The 24309-nt window shown below is 71.2% G+C and carries 27 protein-coding genes; 19 read left to right on the forward strand and 8 right to left on the reverse strand.

Features of this window, described 5'->3' with window-relative positions; all coding sequences use genetic code 11:
* Positions 1-87 precede the first annotated feature (87 nt).
* The 10 genes from secY to rplQ all read left to right on the forward strand — a co-directional run bounded on the left by secY (position 88) and on the right by rplQ (position 6892).
* Complete coding sequence (gene secY, locus ACY8FT_RS00735) at positions 88-1407, forward strand: preprotein translocase subunit SecY (protein WP_462417042.1); 1320 nt, start codon at positions 88-90, stop codon at positions 1405-1407.
* A complete protein-coding gene (locus tag ACY8FT_RS00740; RefSeq protein WP_462417043.1) occupies positions 1404-1985 on the forward strand; it encodes an adenylate kinase in 582 nt (193 codons plus the stop codon). Before secY ends, ACY8FT_RS00740 begins: the two co-directional genes overlap by 4 nt.
* A 1-nt stretch (position 1986) precedes the next feature.
* Complete coding sequence (map, locus tag ACY8FT_RS00745) at positions 1987-2832, forward strand: type I methionyl aminopeptidase (protein ID WP_462417044.1); 846 nt, start codon at positions 1987-1989, stop codon at positions 2830-2832.
* A 210-nt stretch (positions 2833-3042) separates the two neighbouring features.
* Positions 3043-3264, forward strand: a complete 222-nt coding sequence (gene infA, locus ACY8FT_RS00750) for a translation initiation factor IF-1 (protein ID WP_015779996.1) — start codon at positions 3043-3045, stop codon at positions 3262-3264.
* A gap of 96 nt (positions 3265-3360) precedes the next feature.
* Positions 3361-3474, forward strand: coding sequence for a 50S ribosomal protein L36 (gene rpmJ, locus ACY8FT_RS00755; protein ID WP_030903823.1), 114 nt, complete (start codon positions 3361-3363; stop codon positions 3472-3474).
* Between the two features lie 206 nt (positions 3475-3680).
* Complete coding sequence (gene rpsM / locus ACY8FT_RS00760; RefSeq protein ID WP_015779995.1) at positions 3681-4052, forward strand: 30S ribosomal protein S13; 372 nt, start codon at positions 3681-3683, stop codon at positions 4050-4052.
* Between the two features lie 46 nt (positions 4053-4098).
* Positions 4099-4500: a 30S ribosomal protein S11 gene (gene rpsK / locus ACY8FT_RS00765; RefSeq protein WP_374928942.1), complete on the forward strand. Its 402-nt coding sequence runs from the start codon at positions 4099-4101 to the stop codon at positions 4498-4500.
* Positions 4501-4517: 17 nt separating this feature from the next.
* Positions 4518-5126, forward strand: a complete 609-nt coding sequence (gene rpsD, locus ACY8FT_RS00770; protein WP_462417045.1) for a 30S ribosomal protein S4 — start codon at positions 4518-4520, stop codon at positions 5124-5126.
* Positions 5127-5283: 157 nt separating this feature from the next.
* The gene (locus tag ACY8FT_RS00775; RefSeq protein WP_462417046.1) at positions 5284-6312 is read left to right on the forward strand and encodes a DNA-directed RNA polymerase subunit alpha; all 1029 of its coding nucleotides are present in this window, start codon (positions 5284-5286) and stop codon (positions 6310-6312) included.
* A gap of 70 nt (positions 6313-6382) precedes the next feature.
* Positions 6383-6892 carry a 50S ribosomal protein L17 gene (gene rplQ, locus ACY8FT_RS00780; protein WP_462417047.1) on the forward strand — a complete coding sequence of 170 codons (510 nt, stop codon included), beginning with the start codon at positions 6383-6385 and terminating at the stop codon, positions 6890-6892.
* Positions 6893-7017: 125 nt separating this feature from the next.
* Here the strand turns inward: rplQ and ACY8FT_RS00785 are convergent, their stop codons facing one another.
* Both ACY8FT_RS00785 and ACY8FT_RS00790 read right to left on the reverse strand, forming a co-directional pair.
* Positions 7018-9543 (reverse strand): glycoside hydrolase family 65 protein, encoded by a 2526-nt coding sequence (locus ACY8FT_RS00785; protein WP_462417048.1) that lies wholly within the window; start codon positions 9541-9543, stop codon positions 7018-7020.
* Positions 9540-10253 carry a beta-phosphoglucomutase family hydrolase gene (locus ACY8FT_RS00790; RefSeq protein ID WP_462417049.1) on the reverse strand — a complete coding sequence of 238 codons (714 nt, stop codon included), beginning with the start codon at positions 10251-10253 and terminating at the stop codon, positions 9540-9542. The genes ACY8FT_RS00785 and ACY8FT_RS00790 overlap by 4 nt, the downstream gene beginning before the upstream one ends.
* Before the next feature lie 115 nt (positions 10254-10368).
* Between ACY8FT_RS00790 and truA the strand changes: the two genes are divergently transcribed.
* Positions 10369-11208, forward strand: coding sequence for a tRNA pseudouridine(38-40) synthase TruA (truA, locus tag ACY8FT_RS00795; RefSeq protein WP_462417050.1), 840 nt, complete (start codon positions 10369-10371; stop codon positions 11206-11208).
* 37 nt (positions 11209-11245) lie between these two features.
* On the opposite strand, the gene ACY8FT_RS00800 is transcribed toward truA, so the two are convergent.
* Positions 11246-11794 (reverse strand): ArsR/SmtB family transcription factor, encoded by a 549-nt coding sequence (locus tag ACY8FT_RS00800; RefSeq protein ID WP_462417051.1) that lies wholly within the window; start codon positions 11792-11794, stop codon positions 11246-11248.
* A 259-nt stretch (positions 11795-12053) separates the two neighbouring features.
* Here ACY8FT_RS00800 and rplM point away from each other — a divergent pair, with 259 nt between their 5' ends.
* From rplM to glmM, 3 genes are all read left to right on the forward strand, one after another.
* Positions 12054-12503, forward strand: coding sequence for a 50S ribosomal protein L13 (rplM, locus tag ACY8FT_RS00805; protein ID WP_462417052.1), 450 nt, complete (start codon positions 12054-12056; stop codon positions 12501-12503).
* 41 nt (positions 12504-12544) lie between these two features.
* Positions 12545-13057 carry a 30S ribosomal protein S9 gene (gene rpsI, locus ACY8FT_RS00810; protein WP_462417053.1) on the forward strand — a complete coding sequence of 171 codons (513 nt, stop codon included), beginning with the start codon at positions 12545-12547 and terminating at the stop codon, positions 13055-13057.
* Positions 13058-13208: 151 nt separating this feature from the next.
* Positions 13209-14603, forward strand: a complete 1395-nt coding sequence (glmM, locus tag ACY8FT_RS00815; protein ID WP_462417054.1) for a phosphoglucosamine mutase — start codon at positions 13209-13211, stop codon at positions 14601-14603.
* An 86-nt stretch (positions 14604-14689) separates the two neighbouring features.
* On the opposite strand, the gene ACY8FT_RS00820 is transcribed toward glmM, so the two are convergent.
* On the reverse strand, positions 14690-15304 hold the full coding sequence (locus tag ACY8FT_RS00820) for a carbonic anhydrase (protein WP_462417055.1): 615 nt from the start codon (positions 15302-15304) through the stop codon (positions 14690-14692).
* A 193-nt stretch (positions 15305-15497) separates the two neighbouring features.
* On the opposite strand from ACY8FT_RS00820, the gene ACY8FT_RS00825 reads away from it, so the two are divergent.
* Genes ACY8FT_RS00825 through ACY8FT_RS00840 form a run of 4 tightly spaced genes read left to right on the forward strand, consistent with a single transcriptional unit; the run spans position 15498 to position 19945 of the window.
* Positions 15498-16802: an extracellular solute-binding protein gene (locus ACY8FT_RS00825; RefSeq protein ID WP_462417056.1), complete on the forward strand. Its 1305-nt coding sequence runs from the start codon at positions 15498-15500 to the stop codon at positions 16800-16802.
* Positions 16799-17773 (forward strand): carbohydrate ABC transporter permease, encoded by a 975-nt coding sequence (locus ACY8FT_RS00830; protein WP_462417057.1) that lies wholly within the window; start codon positions 16799-16801, stop codon positions 17771-17773. The genes ACY8FT_RS00825 and ACY8FT_RS00830 overlap by 4 nt, the downstream gene beginning before the upstream one ends.
* A 6-nt stretch (positions 17774-17779) precedes the next feature.
* Positions 17780-18649 carry a carbohydrate ABC transporter permease gene (locus ACY8FT_RS00835; RefSeq protein WP_462417058.1) on the forward strand — a complete coding sequence of 290 codons (870 nt, stop codon included), beginning with the start codon at positions 17780-17782 and terminating at the stop codon, positions 18647-18649.
* Between the two features lie 45 nt (positions 18650-18694).
* Complete coding sequence (locus tag ACY8FT_RS00840) at positions 18695-19945, forward strand: ABC transporter ATP-binding protein (protein ID WP_462417059.1); 1251 nt, start codon at positions 18695-18697, stop codon at positions 19943-19945.
* Between the two features lie 12 nt (positions 19946-19957).
* Here the strand turns inward: ACY8FT_RS00840 and ACY8FT_RS00845 are convergent, their stop codons facing one another.
* Together ACY8FT_RS00845 and glpX are read right to left on the reverse strand one after the other, a co-directional pair.
* Positions 19958-20902 (reverse strand): carbohydrate kinase family protein, encoded by a 945-nt coding sequence (locus tag ACY8FT_RS00845; RefSeq protein ID WP_462417060.1) that lies wholly within the window; start codon positions 20900-20902, stop codon positions 19958-19960.
* Positions 20899-21885: a class II fructose-bisphosphatase gene (glpX, locus tag ACY8FT_RS00850; RefSeq protein WP_462417061.1), complete on the reverse strand. Its 987-nt coding sequence runs from the start codon at positions 21883-21885 to the stop codon at positions 20899-20901. The genes ACY8FT_RS00845 and glpX overlap by 4 nt, the downstream gene beginning before the upstream one ends.
* An 89-nt stretch (positions 21886-21974) precedes the next feature.
* Between glpX and ACY8FT_RS00855 the strand changes: the two genes are divergently transcribed.
* A complete protein-coding gene (locus tag ACY8FT_RS00855) occupies positions 21975-22595 on the forward strand; it encodes a DUF4245 domain-containing protein (protein ID WP_462417062.1) in 621 nt (206 codons plus the stop codon).
* On the opposite strand, the gene ACY8FT_RS00860 is transcribed toward ACY8FT_RS00855, so the two are convergent.
* A complete protein-coding gene (locus tag ACY8FT_RS00860; RefSeq protein WP_462417063.1) occupies positions 22562-22909 on the reverse strand; it encodes an exodeoxyribonuclease VII small subunit in 348 nt (115 codons plus the stop codon). The two genes, ACY8FT_RS00855 and ACY8FT_RS00860, sit on opposite strands and share 34 nt — an antisense overlap.
* Before the next feature lie 105 nt (positions 22910-23014).
* Positions 23015-24253 (reverse strand): exodeoxyribonuclease VII large subunit, encoded by a 1239-nt coding sequence (gene xseA, locus ACY8FT_RS00865; protein ID WP_462417064.1) that lies wholly within the window; start codon positions 24251-24253, stop codon positions 23015-23017.
* Positions 24254-24309 lie beyond the last annotated feature (56 nt).

Here is a 24309-nt window from a genome sequence, read left to right on the forward strand (position 1 = left end):
GACGCACGGTCCGCGTCACCCGCAGGACCGTGCCCATCGGCACGATCGACCGGACGGCCGCCGCGGGTCGGTCCACAGGGAGGTCTCGTGCTCAGCTCATTCGGTCGGGCGTTCCTCACGCCCGACCTGCGTGGGAAGTTGCTCTTTACCCTGGGCATCATGGCCCTGTTCCGGCTCGGGTCCCACGTGCCCACCCCCGGCATCGACTACGGCCTGGTGCAGAAGTGCCAGGAGATGGGTGCCGGCAGCAACTCCCTGCTCGGGCTGACCAACATGTTCTCCGGCGGGGCGCTGCTCCAGCTGTCGATCTTCGCGCTGGGGATCATGCCCTACATCACCGCGAGCATCATCGTGCAGCTGCTGACCGTGGTGATCCCGCACTTCGAGCGCCTGAAGCAGGAGGGCGCTGCGGGACAGAGCAAGATGACGCAGTACACCCGCTACCTGACCATCGGTCTGGCGGTGCTGCAGTCCACCACCCTGATCAGCTTCGCCCGCAACCCCAGCTCCCTGTTCGGCGGAACGCCGGCACAGTGCCCGACGGTCATGACGAACGACTCCCTGTGGACCGTCTCGCTCATGGTGCTCACGCTGACCGCCGGGACCGGCCTGGTGATGTGGCTCGGTGAGACGATCACCGAGAAGGGCGTCGGCAACGGCATGTCGCTGCTCATCTTCACGGCCATCGCGGCCGGCTTCCCGGGCTCGCTGTGGGCCATCAAGGACCGTGGCTGGGACAAGTTCGTCCTGGTGCTCCTGCTCGGTCTGGCGATCCTCACCGTGGTCGTCTTCGTCGAGCAGTGCCAGCGGCGCATCCCGGTCCAGTACGCCAAGCGGATGGTGGGCCGGCGCATGTACGGGGGCACCTCCACGTACATCCCGCTGAAGCTCAACATGGCGAACGTCATCCCGATCATCTTCGCCAGCTCGATCCTCATGCTGCCGATGATGGTGGCCCAGTTCCGCACCCCGAGCGACGGCTCGCGCCCGCCGGCCTGGGTCGAGTGGGTCTCGCGCCACCTGCAGATGGGCACCGACCCGGTCTACGTGATCATCTACTTCGCCCTGATCGTGTTCTTCACGTTCTTCTACACGTCGATCACCTTCGACCCGGACGACGTGTCGGACTCGATGAAGCGCTACGGCGGCTTCGTCCCCGGGGTGCGCGCCGGCCGGCCGACGGCGCAGTACCTGCGCTACGTCCTCAACCGCATCACCGCACCCGGTGCCCTCTACCTGGGCATCCTGTCCCTCATCCCGCTCTACGCCCTGGATCGTCTGGGTGCCATCGGTGACTTCCCGTTCGGCGGTGCCTCGCTGCTCATCGTCGTCGGCGTCGGTCTGCAGACCGTCAAGCAGATCGAGTCCAAGCTGCAGCAGCACGAGTACGAAGGATTCCTCCGATGACCCGCATGATCATCCTCGGCCCTCCCGGGGCCGGCAAGGGCACCCAGGCCACCGGCATCGCCGAGCGCACGGGCGTCCCCGCCATCTCCACCGGCGACATCTTCCGCGCCAACATCAAGGCCGGCACCCCGCTGGGGGAGCAGGTCAAGGAGATCACCTCCGCCGGCGGCCTGGTGCCCGACGAGCTGACCAACCGCATCGTCGAGGACCGACTCGCGCAGCCGGACGCCCAGGAGGGCTTCCTGCTGGACGGCTACCCGCGCAACCTGGGCCAGGTCGAGGCCCTGGACGAGATGCTCCGCGCCACCGGCCAGTCGCTCGACGTGGTGCTCGAGCTCGTCGTGGACACCGAGGAGGTCGTCCAGCGGCTGCTCAAGCGCGCCGAGGTCGAGGGGCGTGAGGACGACACCGAGGAGGTCGTGCGCCACCGCATGGACGTCTACGCCGAGCAGACCGCGCCGCTGAGCGAGGCCTACGACAAGCGCGGCCTGCTGCGCCGCGTGGACGGCATGGGCGATGTGGACGAGGTCGCGGCCCGGATCGACGAGGTCCTCGACGCGGTGGCCGACAAGGCCTGACGTGCTGGGTCGAGGCAGGCGCCTGCGCGGCAAGACGCCCGAGCAGCTGCGGGCCATGCGGTCCGCGGGGCTCGTGGTCGCCCGCACGCTCGAGCGGGTGCAGCGGGAGCTGCGTCCCGGGTGCACCACCGCGGAGCTCGACGCGGTCGCCGAGGAGTGCATCAGGGGTGCCGGGGCGACGCCCAGCTTCAAGGGGTACCACGGCTTCCCCGGCTCGCTCTGCGTGAGCGTCAACGAGGTCGTCGTCCACGGGATCCCGGGCGGTCGTCGGCTGGAGGCCGGTGACCTCGTGAGCGTGGACTGCGGCGCCATCGTCGACGGCTGGCACGGCGACGCGGCACGCTCCTGGGTGGTGCCCGGTGCGCCGGCGGACGCCGCGACCGAGGCGCTGCTGGAGGACACCCGGGTGTCCATGTGGCACGGCATCGCCTCGCTGCGCCCCGGGGGGCCGGTGTTCGACATCGGGGCGGCCGTGCAGGACCTGCTGGAGGAGCGGGAGGTCCGGCGCGGGCTGCGCTACGGGATCGTCGAGGGGTTCGGCGGCCACGGCATCGGGCGGGAGATGCACATGGACCCGTGGATCCCGAACTTCCGGACCCGGGGCTCGGGAGGCAGCGTCTCGGTGGGCACGACGCTCGCCATCGAGCCGATGGTGACCCTGGGCACGATCGAGACGCGGACCCTCGAGGACGACTGGACCGTCGTGACCGAGGACGGGTCGCTGGCCTGCCACTGGGAGAACACGGTGGCCGTCACCGACTCGGGCTTGTGGGTGCTCACCGAGCTCGACGGGGGAGAGGCCGGGCTGGCCGAGGTGGGGGCCACCTACGGCCCGCTGGCCGACTGAGCGTGGTCGACCGGGTCCCGGGCGGCTGACCCTCACGGGCTGCCGCGTCGGACCCGATTCGCCCGGGCGGTGGGTCCTGGGATAGGCTGACCGGCCGGGCACCCGTGCGTCCAGGGGAGCCGTCCACCAGGATGGTCCGCCGCGCCGAACGCCCGCAGTCTATGGCTGAACCCATCCGGGGGGAGGCCGACCAAGTGAGTAGTGGAGGACATGGCCAAGAAGGACGGCGTCATCGAGGTTGAGGGCACGATCGTCGAGGCTCTGCCGAACGCGATGTTCCGCGTGGAGCTGACGAACGGTCACGTGGTCCTCGCCCACATCTCGGGCAAGATGCGTCAGCACTACATCCGGATCCTCCCCGAGGACCGGGTCGTGGTGGAGCTGAGCCCGTACGACCTGTCCCGCGGGCGCATCGTCTTCCGCCACCGCTGAGGGGCTCCCGAGCTCCTCGGGCTCACACCCATCCGCACCGTCCACGCCTGCCGGGTCCCCGGTGGGCGTGGACGCACGATCCGAAGGCACTGGCACATGAAGGTTAAGCCGAGCGTCAAGAAGATCTGTGACAAGTGCAAGGTGATCCGCCGCAACGGGCGGGTCATGGTGATCTGCGACAACCTGCGCCACAAGCAGCGCCAGGGCTGACGCACCACCGCACGCGACACGGATCGCAGGTCCCCGTCTGACGGGGACGAACGCACGAAGCAGTCCCGCATCACCCGACCCCCGCAGAGCTGCGGGACGTCACCCCCGGCGTGGAGGCCGGGGACCGGAACCACTGGATCACCTGAGGCAGTGGAGCACCGGGCCGGTGGTGCACCAGACCTCCACACACGACAAGAAGGAACACGATGGCACGTCTCATCGGTGTCGACCTCCCGCGCGACAAGCGCGTCGAGATCGGCCTCACCTACATCTTCGGCGTGGGTCGCACCCGCGCCCTGCAGGCCGTCGAGGCCTGCGGTATCGACCGCTCCACCCGGGTGAAGGACCTGAACGACGAGCAGCTCGTCGCTCTGCGTGACTTCCTCGAGGGCAACTTCCAGCTCGAGGGTGACCTCCGCCGTGAGGTGGCCGCCGACATCCGCCGCAAGGTCGAGATCGGCAGCTACCAGGGCCTGCGCCACCGCCGTGGCCTGCCCGTGCGCGGCCAGCGCACCAAGACCAATGCGCGCACGCGCAAGGGTCCGAAGAAGACGGTCTCCGGCAAGAAGAAGGCCTGAGCCCCGGCTCGGCCTCCTCACCCCCCAGCTCTAGGTAGGAGTAAGCATGCCCCCCAAGACTCGCGCCGCGGCCTCGCGCACGCGCCGTCGTGTCAAGAAGAACGTCGCAGCCGGCCACGCGCACATCCGCTCGACGTTCAACAACACCATCATCTCCATCACGGACCCCAGCGGCGCCGTGATCGCGTGGGCCTCGGCCGGCCAGGTCGGCTTCAAGGGCTCCCGCAAGTCGACCCCCTACGCCGCGCAGATGGCCGCCGAGGCCGCTGCCCGTCGTGCCATGGAGCACGGCATGAAGAAGGTCGACGTCTTCGTCAAGGGCCCGGGCCCCGGTCGCGAGACCGCCATCCGTTCCCTCACCGCCACCGGCCTGGAGGTCGGCTCCATCTCCGACGTGACGCCCATCGCGCACAACGGTGTCCGTCCGCCCAAGCGCCGTCGGTTCTGAGAGGAAAGGACTGAATCATGGCTCGTTACACCGGCCCCATCACCAAGAAGTCCCGTCGCCTCAAGGTCGACCTCGTCGGCGACGACAAGAGCTTCGACTCGCGTCCGTACCCGCCCGGCATGCACGGGCGTCGTCGTACGCAGGAGAAGGAGTACCTGGCCCAGCTGCAGGAGAAGCAGAAGGCCCGCTTCATGTACGGCGTCATGGAGAAGCAGTTCCGTCGCTACTACGCCGAGGCGGCCCGTCGTCCCGGCAAGACCGGTGACAACCTGCTGAGCATCCTCGAGTCCCGTCTGGACAACGTCATCTACCGCGCCGGCATCGCCCCGACCCGCCGCGCCGCCCGCCAGCTGGTGACCCACGGTCACTTCCTGGTGAACGGCCAGCGCGTCGACGTGCCGTCGATCCAGGTGTCGAAGTTCGACATCATCGACGTCCGGCCGAAGTCGCTGGAGACCCAGCCGTTCGAGATCGCCCGTGAGACCCACGGCGAGCGTCCCGTCCCGGCGTGGATGAAGGTCGTCCCCGGCTCGCTCCGGGTCCTGGTCTTCGACCGCCCGATCCGGGAGCAGATCGACACCGTTCTGAACGAGCAGCTCATCGTGGAGCTCTACTCCAAGAACTGATCAGCGACTCCGGTCGCCACCGCACCCGGCCCGAGCGGGCCAGGTGCACCGGCACCGGTGGTCGACAGATGCCACCGGTGCCACCGGCCCGACGCACGCGTCGGGTGTCACTGCGAGCAGCGTCATATAGCGGTCGCTGCCCGGAAAGGAACTGCACGTGCTGATCGCCCAGCGCCCCGTCCTCGCCGAGGAGAAGATCTCCGAGGCCCGCTCCCGGTTCACCATCGACCCGCTGGAGCCGGGTTTCGGCTACACCCTCGGCAACTCCCTGCGTCGCACCCTGCTCTCGAGCATCCCGGGTGCGGCCGTGACCAGCATCCGCATCGACGGCGTGCTGCACGAGTTCTCCACCGTTCCCGGTGTCAAGGAGGACGTCACCGAGCTCATCCTGAACATCAAGTCGCTGGTCGTCTCCTCGGAGCACGACGAGCCCGTGGTGGCCTACCTGCGCAAGCAGGGGGCGGGTGAGATGACCGCTGCCGACATCAGCTGCCCGGCCGGCGTCGAGGTGCACAACCCCGACCTGTACCTGGGTTCGCTGAACGACGACGGCGCCATCGACCTCGAGCTCACCATCGAGCGTGGCCGCGGCTACGTCTCGGCGCAGCAGAACAAGGGCGGCGAGCAGGAGATCGGCCGGATCCCGGTCGACTCCATCTACTCGCCGGTGCTGTCGGTCACCTACAAGGTGGAGGCCACCCGAGTCGAGCAGCGCACCGACTTCGACAAGCTGATCGTCGACGTCGAGACCAAGAACTCCATGTCCCCAGCCGACGCCATGGCGTCCGCCGGCAAGACGCTGGTGGAGCTCTTCGGCCTCGCGCGCGACCTCAACGTCGAGGCCGAGGGCATCGAGATGGGTGCCGTGCAGACGGACGCCTCGCTGGCCGCCGACCTGGCGCTGCCGGTCGAGGAGCTGAACCTGTCCGTGCGTTCCTACAACTGCCTCAAGCGCGAGGGCATCCACACCGTGGGTGAGCTCGTGGCGCGCAGCCAGGCGGACCTGCTGGACATCCGCAACTTCGGCAACAAGTCCATCGACGAGGTGCAGGTGGAGCTCCACAAGCTCGGCCTGGCCCTGAAGGACACCCCGGCCGACTTCGACCCGTCCACCATCGTGCTGGACCGGGACGAGACGGACGAGGACGCCGGTGGGGACGAGGTCCTCGAGGACGAGCAGTACTGATCCGCCGCAGTGACACCCGGCGCCCGCACCACGGGCGTCGCTGACACTTGGAAAGCACAGGAGAAATCACATGCCTACCCCGAAGAAGGGCCCGCGCCTGGGCAGCGGCCCGGCGCACGAGCGGCTGCTGATGGCCGGTCTGGCCACCCAGCTCTTCGAGCACGACCGCATCACCACCACGGAGGCCAAGGCCAAGCGCCTGCGCCCCCTGGCCGAGCGGATGATCACCTTCGCCAAGAAGGGTGACCTGCACAACCGTCGCAAGGTCATGACCGTCATCCGCGACAAGTCGGTGGTGCACAAGCTGTTCACCGAGATCGCCCCGGACGTGGCCGACCGTGAGGGTGGCTACACCCGCATCGTCAAGCTGCCGCCGCGCAACGGTGACAACGCCCCGATGGCCGTCATCGAGCTCGTGCGCGAGCCGGTGGCCCGCAAGGCCGTCGTGACCGAGGCCGAGCGCGCCACGCAGAACTCCGCCCGCTCGGAGCAGGCCGCCGAGAAGGCCCCGGAGACCACCGAGGCCGCGGACGGCTCCGCCGACGAGAAGCCGGCGCAGGAGAAGTCCGAGGACGCCTGAGAGCTGTCCCACGGCGGGTGACCGCCGAGGCCTGACGACGGAGGGCCCCCACCAGATGGTGGGGGCCCTACGTCGTGTGCGGCCGGCGCGGCCCGGCAGTCATGCGCGACCGGGCCGCCGGGCGCTCAGGGGAACGGGACCTCGTCGGGGATGCTCGCGGTGATGACCGTGCCGTCGGCGCGCTCGAGGCCGTCGTGGCCACCGGGACGCAGGACGGTGTCGATGCGCGGCCCCTGCCCGTCCAGGGTGACGGTGACGGTCTGGGCGCCGATCTCCACGGCCTGGCCGCGCACGTGGACGGTGCAGGTGCCGCCCTCGGTGGCCGGGCCGGTCTCGGCGGTGAACTCCACCGCCTCCTGGGTCAGGCGAACCCGCAGGCGCGTGCCGTGCCAGCGCACGCGGAAGACGAGCTCGTCCCACTCCTGCGGCAGGCGCGGGTCGAAGGTCATCTCGCCGCCGACCGGGCGCATGCCGCCGAAGCCGGAGACCAGCGCGCCCCACACTCCACCGGAGTTGGCGATGTGCATCCCGTCGACGGTGTTCGAGTGGGCGTCTGCGAGGTCCACGTACAGCGCGCGCAGGAAGTAGTCGAGCGCCATCCGGTGGTAGCCGACCTCGGCCGCCATGATCGACTGCACGACCGCCGAGAGGGTCGAGTCCCCGGTGGTGATCGGGTCGTAGTACTCGAAGTCCTTGCGCTTCTGCTCGGGGGTGAAGCGGTCGCCCTGCATGAACAGAGCGAGCACCACGTCGGCCTGCTTGAGCACCTGGTACCGGTAGATGACCAGCGGGTGGTAGTGCAGCAGCAGGGGGTGCTGCTCGGGCGGCGTGGCCGACAGGTCCCAGACCTCGCGGTCCAGGAAGTGGTCGTCCTGGGGGTGGATGCCCAGCGCCTCGTCGTAGGGGATGTGGATGGCCTCGGCGACGGCGGCCCACGTCTTCGGTTCCTCGGGCAGCAGGTCCAGCCGCTCCACCACCTCGGCGTGGGCCTGCGGGTCCCGCTCCTCGAGCTCGCCGAGGGCCTGCACGGCCCGCTCGAGGTTGTAGCGCGCCATGACGTTGGTGAACAGGTTGTTGTTGACCACCGTCGTGTACTCGTCCGGTCCGGTGACGCCGTGGATGTGGAACCGCGGCCGCGGGCCGAGCTGCCAGAACCCGAGGTCGGTCCACATGCGCGCGGTGCCCACCAGGATGTCGATGGCGTCGCGGCGGGCGAAGTCGTCGTCCCCGGTCGCGTCGACGTACTTGGAGACGGCGTAGGCCACGTCCGCGTCGATGTGGTACTGCGCGGTGCCCGCGGCGTAGTAGGCCGAGGCCTCGGCACCGTTGATGGTGCGCCACGGGAAGAGGGCGCCGGTGAGGGCGAGGTCGCGGGCCCGCTCGACGGCCCGGGGCAGGATCCGCGTGCGGAACTGCAGGGCGTTCCGGGCCAGGTGCGGCATCGTGTAGGTCAGGAAGGGCACCACGTAGGCCTCGGTGTCCCAGAAGTAGTGACCCTCGTAGCCGCTGCCGGTGACCCCCTTGGCCGGGACTCCCTCGCGGTCGGCGCGGCCGGTGGCCTGCGCGAGCGAGAACAGGGCGAAGCGCACCGCCTGCTGGATCTCCGGCTGGCCCGGCAGCTCGACGTCGGCGTTGTCCCAGAACTCGGCCAGCCACTCGGCCTGCGCCGCGTGGGCCTGCTCCACGCCGTCGGGCGCCACCCGGTCGAGAGTGCGGTGGCAGCGGTCGACGAGCTCGGCCACCGGCACCCCGGTGGAGGAGTGGTAGGTGAGCCACTTGTCCAGCCGGAAGGTCTGCCCCTCGCGCAGCCGGAAGGAGTACACCTGCTTGGCCTGGTCGGGCTCGACCACCTGCGAGCTGCGGACCTCGGCGTCGGAGGTGACGTGGTGCTCGGCACCCACCCCGAGGGTCATGCGCGAGTTCGTGGTGCGCCAGCCCATGAGCAGCCGCCGGTCGGTGGACTCCTGGCACTGGGGCTGCAGGGCGCGGTGGGTGAAGCCGCCGGCCTTGCGCGGGTCGAACCCGGAGCCCATGGCCTCGGCGCCGACGCTGTACTCGTCGGTGCCGTCCTGCCGGTTGAGCACCTGGCTGGAGACGGTGACCGCCGCGTCGCCGGAGAGCATCTCCACCTCGATGGAGAGCAGGGCCAGGTGGCGCTCGGCGAAGGACACCATCCGCTCCGAGCGCACGCGCAGGCGCTTGCCGGCCGGGGTGCGCCAGACGAGATCGCGGGTGAGGATCCCGGTGTGCAGGTCCAGCGAGCGCTCGTAGGACTGCACGTCGGCGGTGGCCAGGATGAACGGCTCGTCGTCGACGTAGAGCTTCATGAGCTTGGCGTCGGGGGCGGTGACGATCGTCTGGCCGACCTTCGCGAAGCCGTAGGCGTCCTCGGCGTGCTTGATCTGCCAGGTCTCGTGGAACCCGTTGACGAAGGTGCCGTGGACGTGCGCCTCGCGGCCCTCCTCGGGGTTGCCCCGCAGGCCCAGGTAGCCGTTCGCCACCGCGAAGAGCGTCTCGGTGAGGCCGAGGTCCTCGGTGGAGGGCGACGTCTCCACCAGTCGCCAGGGGTCCACCGGGAAGCGGGTGCGGTCCAGCGGGTCGGTGCGCGGGGTGCCGTCGGCGGTCTCGGTCACGTGGTTCGGTGCGGTCACGGCAGCATCTCCTGCAGGTCCTCGACGACGGTGGTGGCGCCTGCCGCGCGCAGGGCCTCGGCCCCTGCGCCGCGGTCGACGCCGATGACGGCGGCGAACCCGCCGGCGGCCCCGGCCTGCACGCCGGAGGTCGCGTCCTCCACGACCACGGCCTCCCGGTGGGGCACGCCCAGGCGGTCGGCCGCCGCCCAGAAGGTGTTCGGGGCGGGCTTGCCCGGCAGGCCCTCTTCCCGGGCCACGCGGCCGTCCACGACCACTGGGAAGAAGTGCTCGAGCCCGGCGGTGCGCAGGACCGCCGGGGCGTTGGCCGAGGACGAGACGACGGCCATCGGCACCTCGGCCGCCCGCAGCGCCTCCAGCAGGGCCAGCGACCCGGGGTAGGCCTCGACGCCCTCGTCCAGGGCGGCCAGGAACTCCGTGTTCTTGCGCTCGCCGAGGGCCACGACGGTCTCCTCGTCGACCTCGATGCCGCGGGAGGCCAGCAGGTCGCGCACGCCGTCCAGGCGCGGCTTGCCGTCCACGTGGTCGTAGTAGTCGGCCTCGGTGTAGGGGGCCACGGCCTCGTCGGTGCGTTCGGCGTGCTCGGTGAGGTGGTCGGTGAACAGTCGGTGCCAGGCGCGGCGGTGCACCTCGGCGGTGGGGGTCAGCACTCCGTCCAGGTCGAACAGGACGGCGCCGACGGCATCCTGGGAGGCCAGCGTGAAGGACATGTCCCAGAGCCTAGGGCGGCGGAACGGGGGCCTCGGAACGAGGACGGTGTGGGTCTGGGCACAGGACCGGGGCCGGGGCGGCGGTCCCTGCCGGCCGGGCGGCTACCCTCCGGCCATGCCACGCATCCGGCTCGACCTGGCCTACGACGGTCGCGACTTCCACGGGTGGGCGCGCCAACCCGGCCTCCGCTCCGTGCAGGAGGAGCTCGAGACCGCCCTGTGCACGGTGCTGCGCGTGCCGGAGCTGCCGCTCACGGTGGCCGGCCGCACCGACGCCGGGGTGCACGCCACCGGGTCGGTGTGCCACGGGGACGTCGAGGACGCCGTGTGGGCCCGTGTGCCGGGGCGCTCGGATCGGCCGCCCGAGGAGGCGCTGGTCACCCGCCTGGCCGGGGTGCTGCCCGCTGACCTGGTGGTCCACCGGGCCCGCGTGGTCGGGGCCGACTTCGACGCCCGCTTCGCCGCCCTGCGCCGCCACTACCGGTACCTGCTGTGGGACCGCGTGGAGGACGTCGACCCCCGGCTGCGGGGGATGGTGGTGCGCCACCGCCGGCCGCTGGACGTCGGGGCGATGGACGAGGCCGCCGGCCGTCTGGAGGGTCTGCAGGACTTCGCGGCCTTCTGCAAGCAGCGCGAGGGCGCCACCACCGTCCGCACGCTGGAGCGCTTCTCCTGGTCCCGTCGCGTGGACGGCGTCGTCGAGGGCGTCGTGGTCGCCGACGCCTTCTGCCACTCGATGGTGCGCGCCCTGGTCGGTGGCGTGGTGCCGGTGGGGGAGGGGCGGCGTCCGGTGGAGTGGCCCGCGCAGGTGCTCGCCGGACGGGAGCGCATCGGGGCTGTGCAGGTCATGCCGGCCCACGGGCTCACGCTGGAGCGGGTGGACTACCCGGAGGAGTCGCAGTGGGCGGCCCGGCAGGAGGAGGCTCGCGCCACGCGGGAGCCGCTGGGGGAGTGAGCCGGTGGCCGGCGCCCGGTGGTGGCCCCGGGCCGGGTCAGTCCACCGGCAGCAGCGCCGTCCAGGCCACCACGCGCCGCGCCCCCGGGGTGCCCTGGCCGATGCGGCGGTAGCGCTGCAGCACGGCGTCGAGCTCTGCCCGCAGGGCCGTCGCCTGGTCGCGGCTCACGAGCACCGCGTCGTCCTGCAGGCCGCTCCAGCCGGAGTCGGTTCGCCCGAGGCTGGCCGTGCCACTGTCGGCGGCCTCCTGCCCGACGGCGTCCACGTGGGCGTGGGCGCGCGTGGCGAACAGGTCCACCAGGTCGTGCTCCAGCCAGGTGTCCAGGGCCTCGGCCTCCGGGCCGTCCGCGAGGTGGTGCTGCTCGCTGCCCGGGTCGCTGATCTCCCAGACCCGCCGGCGCCCCGGCCCGGGGCTGTCCTCGATGAGGCCGCCGTCCGCGAGGAGCCGCAGGTGGTAGCTGGTGACCCCGGTGCTGGTGTCCAGCGCCCGGGCGAGGTCGGCCGAGGTGGCGGCGCCGTGGGTGCGCAGGTGGGCCACGATGCGGCTGCGCAGCGGGTGGGCGAGGGCGGAGCGGTCGACGGCCATGTGTGCAGAATACCTCTGCACAATGTCTCTGCACCAACCCTGCCGGCGTCGCCGGCGCGCTCGCTCTCCGCATCATGGTGCGGAGTTCTGGGTTCTGTGCGGCATTTGGGCCGTCCGCTGCGCCCGCGTAAACTGGGTCGCCGGCTCGCAGCCGACTCCGCCGCGTCGTTCGGTCGGAGCGCTGCCCGCGGACCCGGGCGACACCGGTCCCCACCGACGTCGCCCACATGTCATACCTCCCGTGAAGAAAGTGCGATTCATGCGTACCCACACCCCGAAGCAGGCGGAGATCCTGGACGGCCGCGTCTGGCACGTCATCGACGCCACCGACGTGGTGCTCGGTCGCCTGGCGACCCACGCCGCGACGCTGCTGCGCGGCAAGCACAAGGCGAACTTCGCCCCCCACGTCGACACCGGCGACTTCGTCATCATCATCAACGCCGAGAAGGTGGCCCTGACCGGCGCCAAGCTGGCCCAGAAGCGCGCCTACCGCCACTCCGGCTTCCCGGGCGGTCTCCGCTCCGAGACCTACGCCGAGCTGCTCGAGAAGCACCCGACCCGTGCGGTCGAGAAGGCCGTGGCCGGCATGCTGCCCAAGAACCGTCTGGGCCGCGCCCAGATCAGCAAGCTGAAGGTCTACGCCGGCGCCGAGCACCCGCACGCCGCGCAGCAGCCGCAGCCGTTCGAGATCACCCAGGTGGCGCAGTAAGGCCACGGGCCCTGCGCAGAGAAGCGACCAAGGAGAACCCCGTGGCTGAGAACACGACCGAGAACACCGACTTCGAGGGTGACGAGACCCCGATGACCTCCTACACCTCCGAGTCCGCCCCCGTGGCGACCTCCGAGGAGGGCGACGAGCGTCGTCCGATGGCCTCCGGCCCCGGTGCCGGCCTGGGCCGTCGCAAGCAGGCCGTGGCCCGCGTGCGCCTCGTCCCCGGCTCCGGCCAGTGGACCGTGAACGGCTCCTCCCTGGAGGAGTACTTCCCGAACAAGCTGCACCAGCAGGAGGTCAACGACCCGCTGACCCTGCTGGAGCTCGGCGGCCAGTTCGACGTGATGGTGCGCGTCCAGGGCGGCGGCAAGTCCGGCCAGGCCGGTGCCGTGCGCCTGGGTGTGGCCCGTGCGCTGAACGAGATCGACACCGAGCTCAACCGCGCCGCCCTGAAGAAGGCCGGCTTCCTCACGCGTGACCCGCGTGCGACCGAGCGCAAGAAGGCCGGTCTCAAGAAGGCCCGCAAGGCCTCGCAGTTCAGCAAGCGCTGATCCACGCAGCACCGGCTGCACCAGCAGGAGGGCCCTCGCCACGGCGGGGGCCCTCTCGCGTGCCCGGGAGGCGGGGCCGCCGGGGCGCGTGTGAAGGGCGCCACGCGTCGTGGAGGCCGGTCGCGGTGGCCGCGTCGGTACAGTGCCGCCCATGCCTCGACTTTTCGGAACCGATGGCGCTCGCGGGCTCGCGAACGCCGACATCACCCCCGAGCTCGCGCTCGGTCTCTCCCTGTCGGCCGCCCGGGAGGTGCTCGCCGACTCCGGCGACGAGGTGGGGCCCTCGCTGCCCACCTCGACCGCGGCCGAGGACCCGGAGCAGACCCTGCGCCCCCACGCCATCGTGGGTCGCGACCCCCGTGCCAGCGGTGAGCTCCTGAGCGCGGCCACCGTCGCCGGCCTGGCCTCCGCGGGGCTGGACGTGTACGACGCCGGCGTCCTGCCGACCCCGGCCATCGCCTTCCTCACCAAGACCACCCACGCATCGCTCGGCGCGATGCTGTCGGCCTCGCACAACCCCATGCCCGACAACGGCATCAAGTTCTTCGCCGAGGGCGGCTTCAAGCTGCCGGACGCGGTCGAGGACCGCATCGAGGCCGGCATGGGTCAGGAGTGGGACCGTCCGACCGGTGCCCACGTCGGTCGCGTGCTGCCCTACGAGCGCGGTGCGGACGCCTACGTCGAGCACCTGCTGGAGGCCCTGCCGCACCGGCTGGACGGCCTCCACGTCGTCATCGACTCCGCCAACGGCGCCGCCAGCGAGGTCGGCCCCCGTGCCTTCCGCGAGGCGGGTGCCAAGGTGACCGTCATCGGCAACGCGCCGGACGGCCTGAACATCAACGAGGGCTGCGGCTCGACCCACCTGGGCCCGCTGCAGGCCGCCGTGCCGGCCTACGGCGCGGACTTCGGCGTCGCCTTCGACGGGGACGCCGACCGCTGCCTGGCCGTCGACGCGAACGGCGAGGAGGTCACCGGCGACCAGGTGATGGCCATCCTCGCGCTGGCGCTCAAGGACCGTGGCGAGCTGGCCAACGACACCCTCGTGGCCACCGTCATGTCCAACCAGGGCCTGGTGAAGGCCATGGAGGCGGCCGGCATCAGCGTGGTCCGCTCCAAGGTGGGCGACCGCTACGTGCTGGAGGACATGCGCTCCGGCGGCCACGTCCTCGGCGGCGAGCAGTCCGGCCACGTCATCCTGCTGGAGCACGGCACCACCGGTGACGGCATCCTCACCGGTCTGATGCTGGCCGCCCGCGTGGCCGAGACCGGCCGAAGCCTCACCGAGCTGGCCACCTGCATGCAGCTGCTCCCGCAGGAGCTGGTCAACGTGCAGGGCGTCGACAAGGAGCGCCTCGAGGGTGACGAGCAGGTCGCCGCAGCCGTCGCCGAGGTCGAGGGCGAGCTCGGCAGCAGCGGCCGTGTGCTGCTCCGCAAGTCCGGTACCGAGCCGGTGGTCCGCGTGATGGTGGAGGCCCCGACCCAGGACCTCGCCGCCACCAAGGCCGAGCAGCTGGCGGACGTGGTCCGCGGAGCGCTCGCTCTCTGAAGGATCGACGAGGGCCCCGGTCCCGGCGTGCAGCCGGGGACCGGGGCCCTCGCGTCGTCCGGGACCGCGCCGAGCGCGCCGTCGGTTCAGAGACCGAGCTGGTGGACCACCCGCACGGTGCCGTTGGCGAGGTCGTAGGCCGCCCCGACGATCCCGAGGGAGCCGTCGGCCAGGCGCTCGCCGACGAGACGGGAGCGCTCGGGGATCAGGTCGACCGTCGCGGCGACGTGGCGCTCCATGACCCCGCGGGGGTCGGTGACGCCCTCGCGGTGGGCGGTGAGGACGCTCGGCGTCACCTTCTGCACCACGTCCGAGAGGTGGCCCGGGGGGAGGGCGCCGGTGGCGTGCGCCTCGAGGCCCGCGCCGACCGCGCCGCACGAGTCGTGACCGAGCACCACCAGCAGCGGGGTGCCCAGCACGTGCACTCCGAACTCGAGGGTGCCCAGGACGGCGGAGTCGAGCACCTGCCCGGCCGTGCGCGTGACGAACAGGTCGCCGATGCCGCGGTCGAAGATCATCTCGGCGGCCACCCGGGAGTCGGCGCACCCGAAGACCTGCGCGAACGGGGCCTGTCCGTCGGCCAGGGTCGCGCGGCGGGCTGCGTCCTGGTTCGGGTGCTCGGGGGCGTTGGCCACGAAGCGGCCGTTGCCCTCGAGCATCGTCGCCCAGGCCTCTGAGGGGGAGGGGGAGTTGGTGTCCATGGGGGCATCCTCCCACCACGGGCCGGGGATCGGGTCGTGTCATGCACCTATCGGGGGAGCTCGCGGACCTAGAGTGATGCACAACACGTGGACTCCCACCGTCGGCCGACCGGGTCGATCGGGGACGGGTCCCGATGCGGATCCGGTGCCGCGGAGCGGGTCACGCCGGGGTACCGCATCGAGAGGAGAAGGCATGGGACGCCGGACGAGGACGGCGCGGGCGGTGACGGGCGTCGCGCTCGCGGCCATGGTGGTCGCGGGGTGCGGAGGATCGCAGGCCCAGGACGGGCCCCCGGAGCTCACCTGGTACATCAACCCCGACGGTGGCGGCAACAACCCGAAGGGCGGCGGTCAGGCGCAGATCGCGCAGGAGTGCGCCAAGGAGTCCGGCGGGGCCTACACGATCCGCACCGAGCTGCTGCCCAACAGTGCCAGCGACCAGCGCGTGCAGCTGCTGCGCCGCGTCGCGGCGGGGGACCCCGGTGTCGACCTCATGAGCCTGGACCCCGTGTTCCTGGCGGAGTTCGCGAACGCCGGCTACCTGGCCGACGTGCCGCAGGAGCTCGAGAGGGAGTTCACCGAGGACCGGGTGCAGTCGGCGATCGACGCCTCCACCTGGCAGGGCGAGCTCGTGGCGGTGCCCTTCTGGGCCAACACGCAGGTGCTCTGGTACCGCAAGTCCGTCGCCGAGAAGGCCGGGCTGGACATGAGCAAGCCGGTCACCTGGGACCAGGTCATCGAGGCGGCCGACTCGCAGGACCGGACGGTCGGCGTGCAGGCCATGCCCTACGAGGGGTACACGGTCTGGCTCAACGCCCTGATGGCCGGTGCCGGCGGCGAGGTGCTGAAGAACCCGGGGGCCACAGCCGACGAGGTGCAGCTGGACGTCGACAGCGAGGCCGGCCGGGCTGCTGCGGGGGTCGTCAGCAGGATCGCCGAGACCGGTGTCGCCGGTCCCGCGATGGGCACCTCCGACGAGACCGTGGCACTCAACCTCTTCCAGTCGAACGCCAAGTCCGGGTTCATGGTCAACTGGCCGTACGTCTGGGCCGCCTTCCCGGCCAACGGCGTGAAGTTCATCGACGACATCGGCTGGGCCCGCTTCCCGCAGACGACCGAGGGGAAGGAGAGCGCGCCTCCCTTCGGTGGGATCGAGCTGGGCGTGAACGCCGCGAGCGAGCACCCGGAGGAGGCCTACGAGGCCATCCGGTGCATCACCAGCCACGAGAAGCAGACGATGTACATGAAGAACATCGGCAACCCGGCCTCGCGCTCCAAGGTGTTCGACGAGCCGGAGATCAGGAAGCAGTTCCCGATGGCCGGGCTGATCCGGGAGTCCCTCGAGGCCGCGGAGCCGCGCCCCCAGAGCCAGTTCTACGGGGACATCTCCACCGGCCTCCAGCGCTCGTTCAGCCCGCCCGACAAGGTGGACCAGAACACGCCCGCGCAGGCGCAGGAGTTCATCCTCGCCGTGATCAAGGGGGAGAAGCTCCTGTGAGCACCGCATCCGACGTCGTCGCACCGGACCAGGGGGTGGAGGTCGCCGAGGAGCGCCGCGCACCCCGCAAGCGGCCGCTCAGCGACCGTGCCCGCGGTGAGCGCAACCTGGGCTGGCTGCTCAGCGCCCCGGCCTTCCTCATCATGCTCGGGGTCACGCTCTTCCCGATCCTGTACGCGCTGTACAACTCGCTCTTCCGCTTCCGCCTCACCGACCCGGCGGGCAAGTCCTTCATCGGGCTGGGCAACTACACCACCGCGCTGACCGACGGGTACTGGTGGCAGGCCACCGGGGTCACCGCCCTCATCACCGTGTTCACCGTGGTGGTCGAGCTCGTGCTCGGCTTCGGCATCGCGCTGCTCATGCACCGCGTGGTGCTGCCCCGGCGCACGCTGCGCACCATCGTGCTCATCCCGTACTCGATCGTCACGGTCGTCTCGGCCTACGCGTGGCTCTATGCCTTCCGCGTGGACACCGGCTTCGTGAACCACTGGATGAACACGCTGACCCTCGGGGCGTTCGGCGAGAACTTCAACTGGTTCGGCTCCTTCTGGCCGGCGCTGTTCGTGATCTCCCTGTCGGAGATCTGGAAGACCACCCCCTTCATGTCGCTCCTGCTGCTGGCCGGACTGGCGCAGATCGACGGCGCGATGGAGGAGGCCGCCAAGGTGGACGGCGCCGGCTTCTGGCAGCGCCTGTTCAAGGTGGTGCTGCCGAACATGAAGGCGGCCGTCATGGTGGCGTTGCTCTTCCGCACGCTCGACGCCTTCCGCATCTTCGACAACCCGTTCGTGATGACAGGTGGCGCCAACGACACCTCGACCCTGTCGATGGTGGTCTACCGCCAGACGATCGAGCGCATGGACATCGGCCTGGGCTCGGCCCTGTCGGTGCTGCTCTTCCTGTACGTGGTGCTCATCGCCTTCGTCTTCGTCAAGGTCTTCGACGTCAACCTCACGGAAGGGAAGTGAGCGGCCATGGCTGACCAGGCCCCCGACACCAAGGGCAAGTGGCCCCTCTTCCTCGTCTCCCTGCTCGTGATCGCCTACACGGTGGTCCCGCTGCTGTGGATGTTCGCGCTGTCGGTCAAGAGCGACGCGGCCCAGTCCGACCCGGAGCTCAACACCCTGGGCAACTTCTGGCCCACCGGCGAGGGCTTCACCTGGGACAACTACAAGCTGATCCTCACAGGTGACGCCCAACCGCTGTTCGTGCCGGCGCTGGTCAACTCGCTGGTGGTCTGCCTGCTGGCGACGGTCATCTCGGTGGGGCTGGCCACCCTGTGTGCCTACGCCATCAGCCGGCTGGACTTCCCGGGCAAGGGCCTCATCCTCTTCACGGCGCTGACGGTCAGCTTCTTCCCGGTCGTCTCGCTGGTGACGCCGATCTTCAACCTGTGGCGCACCATCGGGCTGTTCGACACGATCCCCGGTCTGGTCATCCCGTACCTGTCGCTGACGCTGCCGCTGGCGATCTGGACGCTGACGGCCTTCTTCCAGCAGATCCCGTGGGAGATGGAGCAGGCGGCGCAGGTCGACGGCGCGACCAGCTGGCAGGCCTTCCGCAAGGTGATCGTCCCGCTGGCCCTGCCGGGGGTGTTCACCACCGGCATCATCGTGTTCTTCACCGCGTGGAACGACTTCGTCTTCGCCGTCTCGCTGACCAGCGAGCGGGCGCAGACCGTCCCCGCCGCGCTGGCCTTCTTCACCGGGGCCAGCCAGTTCGAGCAGCCGACCGGCGCCATCGCCGCGGCCTCGGTCATCGTCACCATCCCGGTGGTCCTGCTGGTGCTGGTGTTCCAGCGCCAGATCGTCGCCGGCCTCACCTCGGGAGCCGTCAAGGGCTGACGCCCGCGACGTCCCACGACTGCTTCCGAACCAAGGAGAGATCCCATGGCCCGCATCACCCTCGAGGGCATCGAGAAGACCTATCCCGACGGCTTCCACGCCGTGAAGGGCGTCGACCTGGACATCGCGGACGGAGAGTTCGTGATCCTGGTGGGCCCGTCCGGCTCGGGAAAGTCCACGCTCCTGCGCATGATCGTGGGGCTGGAGGACATCAGCGAGGGCGAGCTCACCATCGGTGACCGGGTGGTCAACGACCTGGCGCCCAAGGACCGCAATCTCGCCATGGTGTTCCAGAACTACGCGCTGTACCCGCACCTGTCGGTGTTCGAGAACATCGCGTTCCCGCTGCGCCTGGCCAAGGGCTCCATGTCCAAGGACGAGATCTCGCGCCGCGTGCACGAGGCCGCGCAGATGCTGGAGCTCGAGGAGCACCTGGAGCGCAAGCCGGGCAACCTCTCCGGTGGTCAGCGCCAGCGCGTGGCCATGGGGCGCGCGATCGTCCGCAACGCCGATGCCTTCCTGTTCGACGAGCCGCTGTCGAACCTGGACGCCAAGCTGCGTGGCCAGATGCGCACCGAGATCGCGCGCATGCAGCGCCGTCTGGGCACCACGACGGTCTACGTGACCCACGACCAGACCGAGGCGATGACGCTGGGCGACCGCGTGGCCGTGCTCAAGAAGGGCGAGCTGCAGCAGGTCGCCTCCCCGCGCGAGCTCTACGAGCAGCCGGTCAACCTCTTTGTCGCCGGTTTCATCGGCTCGCCGCCCATGAACTTCGTGCCCGCCCGCGTGGACGGCGACGTGCTCGAGCTGCCCTTCACCCGCGTGCCGATGGCGCCGGTGCTGGCCCAGCGGGTGGCTGACCGCGACATCGTCATCTGCGGCATCCGCCCGGAGCACTTCAAGGACTCCGCCGCCCCCGACGCGCCGGTGCAGGGTGCCCGCTTCACCGCGCCGGTGGAGCAGACCGAGTGGCTGGGCAACGAGCAGTACGCCTACATCCCGTTCGAGGCCGAGGAGTCCGTGATGGCGCACCTCGACGAGCTGGAGAAGGAGCTCGACGGCGAGGGCGCCCGCACCCAGCTGGTCGTGAACCTCTCGACCCAGAGTCGGGTCGTCGAGGGCGACGAGGCCGAACTGATCTTCGACCCGCGCCTCATGCACGTCTTCGACCCGGAGACGGGCCGCAACTACACGCGCGACGACCGTGCGGCCGCGCGGATCGCCACCGAGCAGGAGGAGCTCCGCAAGCGGGCCCTGGAGCGGGCGCGCTCCCGCGACTCCGCCCTCAACTGAGCGGGGCGGGGCTCAGGTCAGCTCGCCGCGCGTGGGCCCGCCCGCGCCGGCGCGCTGCACGGTCCAGGCCCCGGTGGCCAGGGCCCGTCGCAGGGCGGGCAGCACCACGTCGTCTCCCCAGGGGGCGCGCTCGGTGCCGCCCAGCACGCCGGCCTCGAGCAGGCCGGAGAGCAGCCCGGCCATGAAGGAGTCCCCGGCGCCCACGGTGTCGACGACCTCGACCGTGGGCGCGGCGAGGTCGGTGCGGTGGAGTGTTCCGTCGTCGCCGGGACGCAGTGCCGTGGCGCCTTCGCCGCCGCGGGTGACCACGAGCAGGCGTGGACCCAGACCCACCAGGAAGGCGGCCGCCTCGGCCCACGTGCGGTCGGGGTAGAACCAGGCGAGGTCCTCGTCGCTGCACTTCACGACGTCGGCCAGCGTGCAGATCTCCTCCACCCGGGCCCGGGTCCCCCGGGTGTCGGCCATGATGCCGGGCCGGGCGTTCGGGTCGTAGGAGACGGTCCAGCGGCCCCGCAGGGCGCGCAGGTGCTCGACGACGGCCGCGCCACCAGGCTCCAGGGCGGTCCCGAGGCTGCCGGTGTGCAGGTGGCCCACCGGCGTCGAGCTGCCCTCGGCACAGGCCGTGGTGTCCGCGGCGTCGTACCGCCACTCGAGGTCGAAGACGTACTCGGCCGCCCCGGTGGGGTCCAGCACGGCGGTGGCCGTGGAGGTGCGGTCGGCCGAGGTGCTGGCCGGCGTCAGGCCCACCCCGGCCCCGCGCACGGCGTCGGCCACGAGGGCCCCGCGCTCGTCGTCACCCAGGTGGGTGGCCAGCAGCACCTCGTGGTCGAGGCGGGCCAGCCCCATCGCGACGTTCGCGGGGGAGCCCCCGACGTGCTCGGTGGGGGACCCGTGGCCGTCGTCCACCAGGTCGACGAGCGCCTCGCCAACCACCAGCACCGCGGGGGTGGGGGTCACAGGACCTCGTGCACCTTCTCCAGACGGTGGTCGCCGAGCACCTCGCGGATGGTGCCGGAGGCCGAGCGCATCACCAGCGAGTGGGTGCGCGCGCCGCCGGCGTGGAAGCGGACGCCGTCCAGGAGCTCCCCGTCGGTGATGCCGGTGGCCACGAAGTAGCAGTCGCCGGTGACGAGCTCCTCGGTGGTGAGCACGCGGCTCAGGTCGTGCCCGGCCTCCTCGGCCTTGGCGCGCTCGGCGTCGTCCTGGGGCCACAGGCGGCCCTGGATGGCGCCGCCCATGCACTTCATGGCGCAGGCCGCGATGATTCCCTCGGGGGTGCCGCCGATGCCCATGAGCATGTCGATGCCGGAGGTGGGGCGGGCGGCCATGATGGCGCCGGCCACGTCGCCGTCGGAGATGAAGCGGATGCGGGCGCCGGCCTCGCGGATCTCGGAGACGAGCTGGTCGTGGCGGGGGCGGTCCAGCACCACGACGGTCAGGTCGTCGACGGCCTTGCCCAGCGCCTCGGCCACGGCGCGCACGTTGTCGCCGGTGGAGGCGGAGATGTCGATGGCGTCCTTGGCCTGCGGGCCGACGGCGATCTTCTCCATGTAGAACACGGCGCTCGGGTCGTACATCGCGCCCCGGTCGGCGACGGCCATCACCGAGACGGCGTTGGGCATGCCCTTGGCGGTCAGCGTGGTGCCGTCGATCGGGTCCACGGCCACATCCACCTCGGTGCCGTGGCCGTCGCCGACGCGCTCGCCGTTGAAGAGCATGGGGGCGTCGTCCTTCTCGCCCTCGCCGATGACGACCACACCGTTCATGGAGACGGTCGAGATCATCTCGCGCATGGCGGAGACGGCGGCGCCGTCGGCGGTGTTCTTCTCGCCGCGGCCCACCCAGCGGGCGCCGGCGATGGACGCCGCCTCCGTCACCCGGACCAGCTCCATGGCCAGGTTCCGGTCGGCGCGCAGAGGGGACGTGGACGTGGTGGTCATGAGCTCTCCTGGGACGTCGTCGCCCACGTGTCGGCGGTGACCCGGGGCTTCGGTGAGCCTAACGCCTCGGCGGTGGGAGAATGCGCCGCATGACCGACCCCGCCGTGCAGCCCGCGCCCCCTCCCCGTCGCCGTGGAATGGGGTCCTGGCGGAGCATGATCTGGTCCTCGCTCATCGTGGTGGGCATCGTCCTGGTCTGGTGGGCCATGGTCGCCATGCCGGACTCCCTGCCCGAGCGGACCGTCGACGCGCAGCAGCAGACCATGACCACGCAGCGCGAGACCGGGCGCGACATCGTCGAGGCCAAGGACCTGCCGGAGGGGTGGAACGCCACCCACGCGCAGCTGAGCGAGGACGGCCGCGACCGCGTCTGGCACGTCACCTACAGCACCCCCGAGGGCAAGCACCTGAGCCTCGACCAGCGCCTCGTCGGGGAGGAGGGGAAGCGCGCCGACATCGCCCCCTGGGTCGAGACCAAGGCCGGCACCTCCGAGAAGGACGGGACCCTCGAGGCAGCCGGCCACCGCTGGGACCTGACCCTGCGCCCGGACCCGGAGCGTCGCGGTGCGGTGCTGACCGACGCCCCGGACGACTCCGCCGTGGTCGTCAGCGGGGACGCCTCCGAGGAGGAGCTGCGCACCCTGGTCGAGTCGTTGGAGTTCGACGGGGCGCCGGCTCAGTCCTCGGCGCCGGCCTCGCCCTCGGCCTGAGCGCCGGCGGGGTCGGCCCCGCCCTGGGCGGAGGACTCCGCGGCGTCGCCCTCGCTGCCACCCTGTCGCGCCTCGACCCGGTCGGTGATCCGCTGCTGGGCGGCGTCCAGCCACGAGGCGCAGTGGTCGGCCAGCGCCTCACCGCGCTCCCACAGCTCCATGGACTCCTCCAGCGGCCGCTCGCCGCGCTCCAGGGTGGCCACGATGCCGACGAGCTCCTCGCGGGCCTGCTCGTAGCTCAGGTCCGCGACCGGGGTGCGGTCGGGGTGGTCGGCGTTCTCGGGCGTGGTGCTCTCCGGGCTGGTCTGGCTCACGGGGTGTTCCTTCCGGTCGGTCGGAGGTGGGGGCGGTCGGTCGGCAGGTGGCCGGGTAGGGGGGCGTGGACGATCGGTGGGGCCGGGCGTCGCGGGAGCAGGTGGTCATCCACCCACCACCCGGGTGGCGAAGTCCCCGTCGGCGACGGTCACCCGCAGCAGCTCGTCGGCCTCGATCTCCTCGCGCGAGGTGACGACGTGCCCCTGGGAGGTGCGGACCACCGCGTACCCGCGCTCCAGGGTGCCCAGCGGACTCAGGGCCCGCAGGTGCCCCCTGGTGGCGGTGACGCGCTGCTCCTCCGAGGCGAGGCGCCGCGCCACCGCTCGCTCGGCGGCCTCTCGTGCCCGCAGCAGCTCGGTGCGGGGCCGGGTCACCATCACCGTGGGGTCGGCCATGACCGGGCGCTCCATGACGGCGGTCAGCCCGCGGCGCTCGCCGGTCAGCCGGGTGAGCAGCGCGCGGCGCAGCCGGTCCCGGCCCTGGGTGACGCCGTTGCGCTCGGCCGCCCCGTCGGGGACCACGAGCTTGGCCGCGTCGGTGGGGGTGGAGGCCCGGACGTCCGCCACCAGGTCCAGCAGCGGGTTGTCGACGTCGTGCCCGATGGCGCTGACGGTCGGGACCGGGCAGGCGGCCACCGCCCGCACCATCGCCTCGTTGCTGAAGGGGAGCAGGTCCTCGAAGCTGCCGCCGCCGCGGGCGACGACGATCACGTCGACCCCGGGGGTGCGCTGCAGCTCCTCGAGCGCCGCGATGACCGCGGTGACGGCCTGGGGTCCCTGCACCGGCACGTTCTGGATGACGAACTCGGTACCCGGCCAGCGGCGACGTGCGTTCTCCACCACGTCCTTCTCCGCGGCCGAGTTGCGACCGCACACGAGCCCCACGCGGCGGGGCAGGAAGGGCAGCGGACGCTTGCGGCCGGCGTCGAAGACCCCCTCGGCGCCCAGCTGCTGCTTGAGCCGTTCCACGCGCGCGAGCAGTTCCCCGACGCCGACGTGGCGGATGGCGCGGCAGAAGAGGCTCAGCGACCCGTTCTTGGGGTAGAAGCGGGGCTTGGCCTGCAGGACCACGCGGGCGCCCTGCTCCAGCGGCGGCCGGACGGCATCGACCACGCCCGTCGGTGCCATGACCCGCATGGAGAGGTCGGCGTCGGTGTCCCGCAGCGTCATCCACACCCACTTGGCACCCTGACGGCGGGAGAGCTCGACCAGCTGCCCCTCCACCCACAGCGGGGACATGCGGTCGACGTAGTCGTCGATCTTCCGCGAGAGGGTGCGCAGCGGCCACGGCTGCTCCGCGGTGGTCTGCGCTGCCTTCTCGGGCAGGGAGGGGATCTCGGTCATGGCGGAGACTCTAGATCCGTCCGGACACGGAGCGGCGCCCCGGGCACACGACCTGT

The sequence above is a fragment of the Kytococcus sp. Marseille-QA3725 genome, from assembly GCF_054950055.1.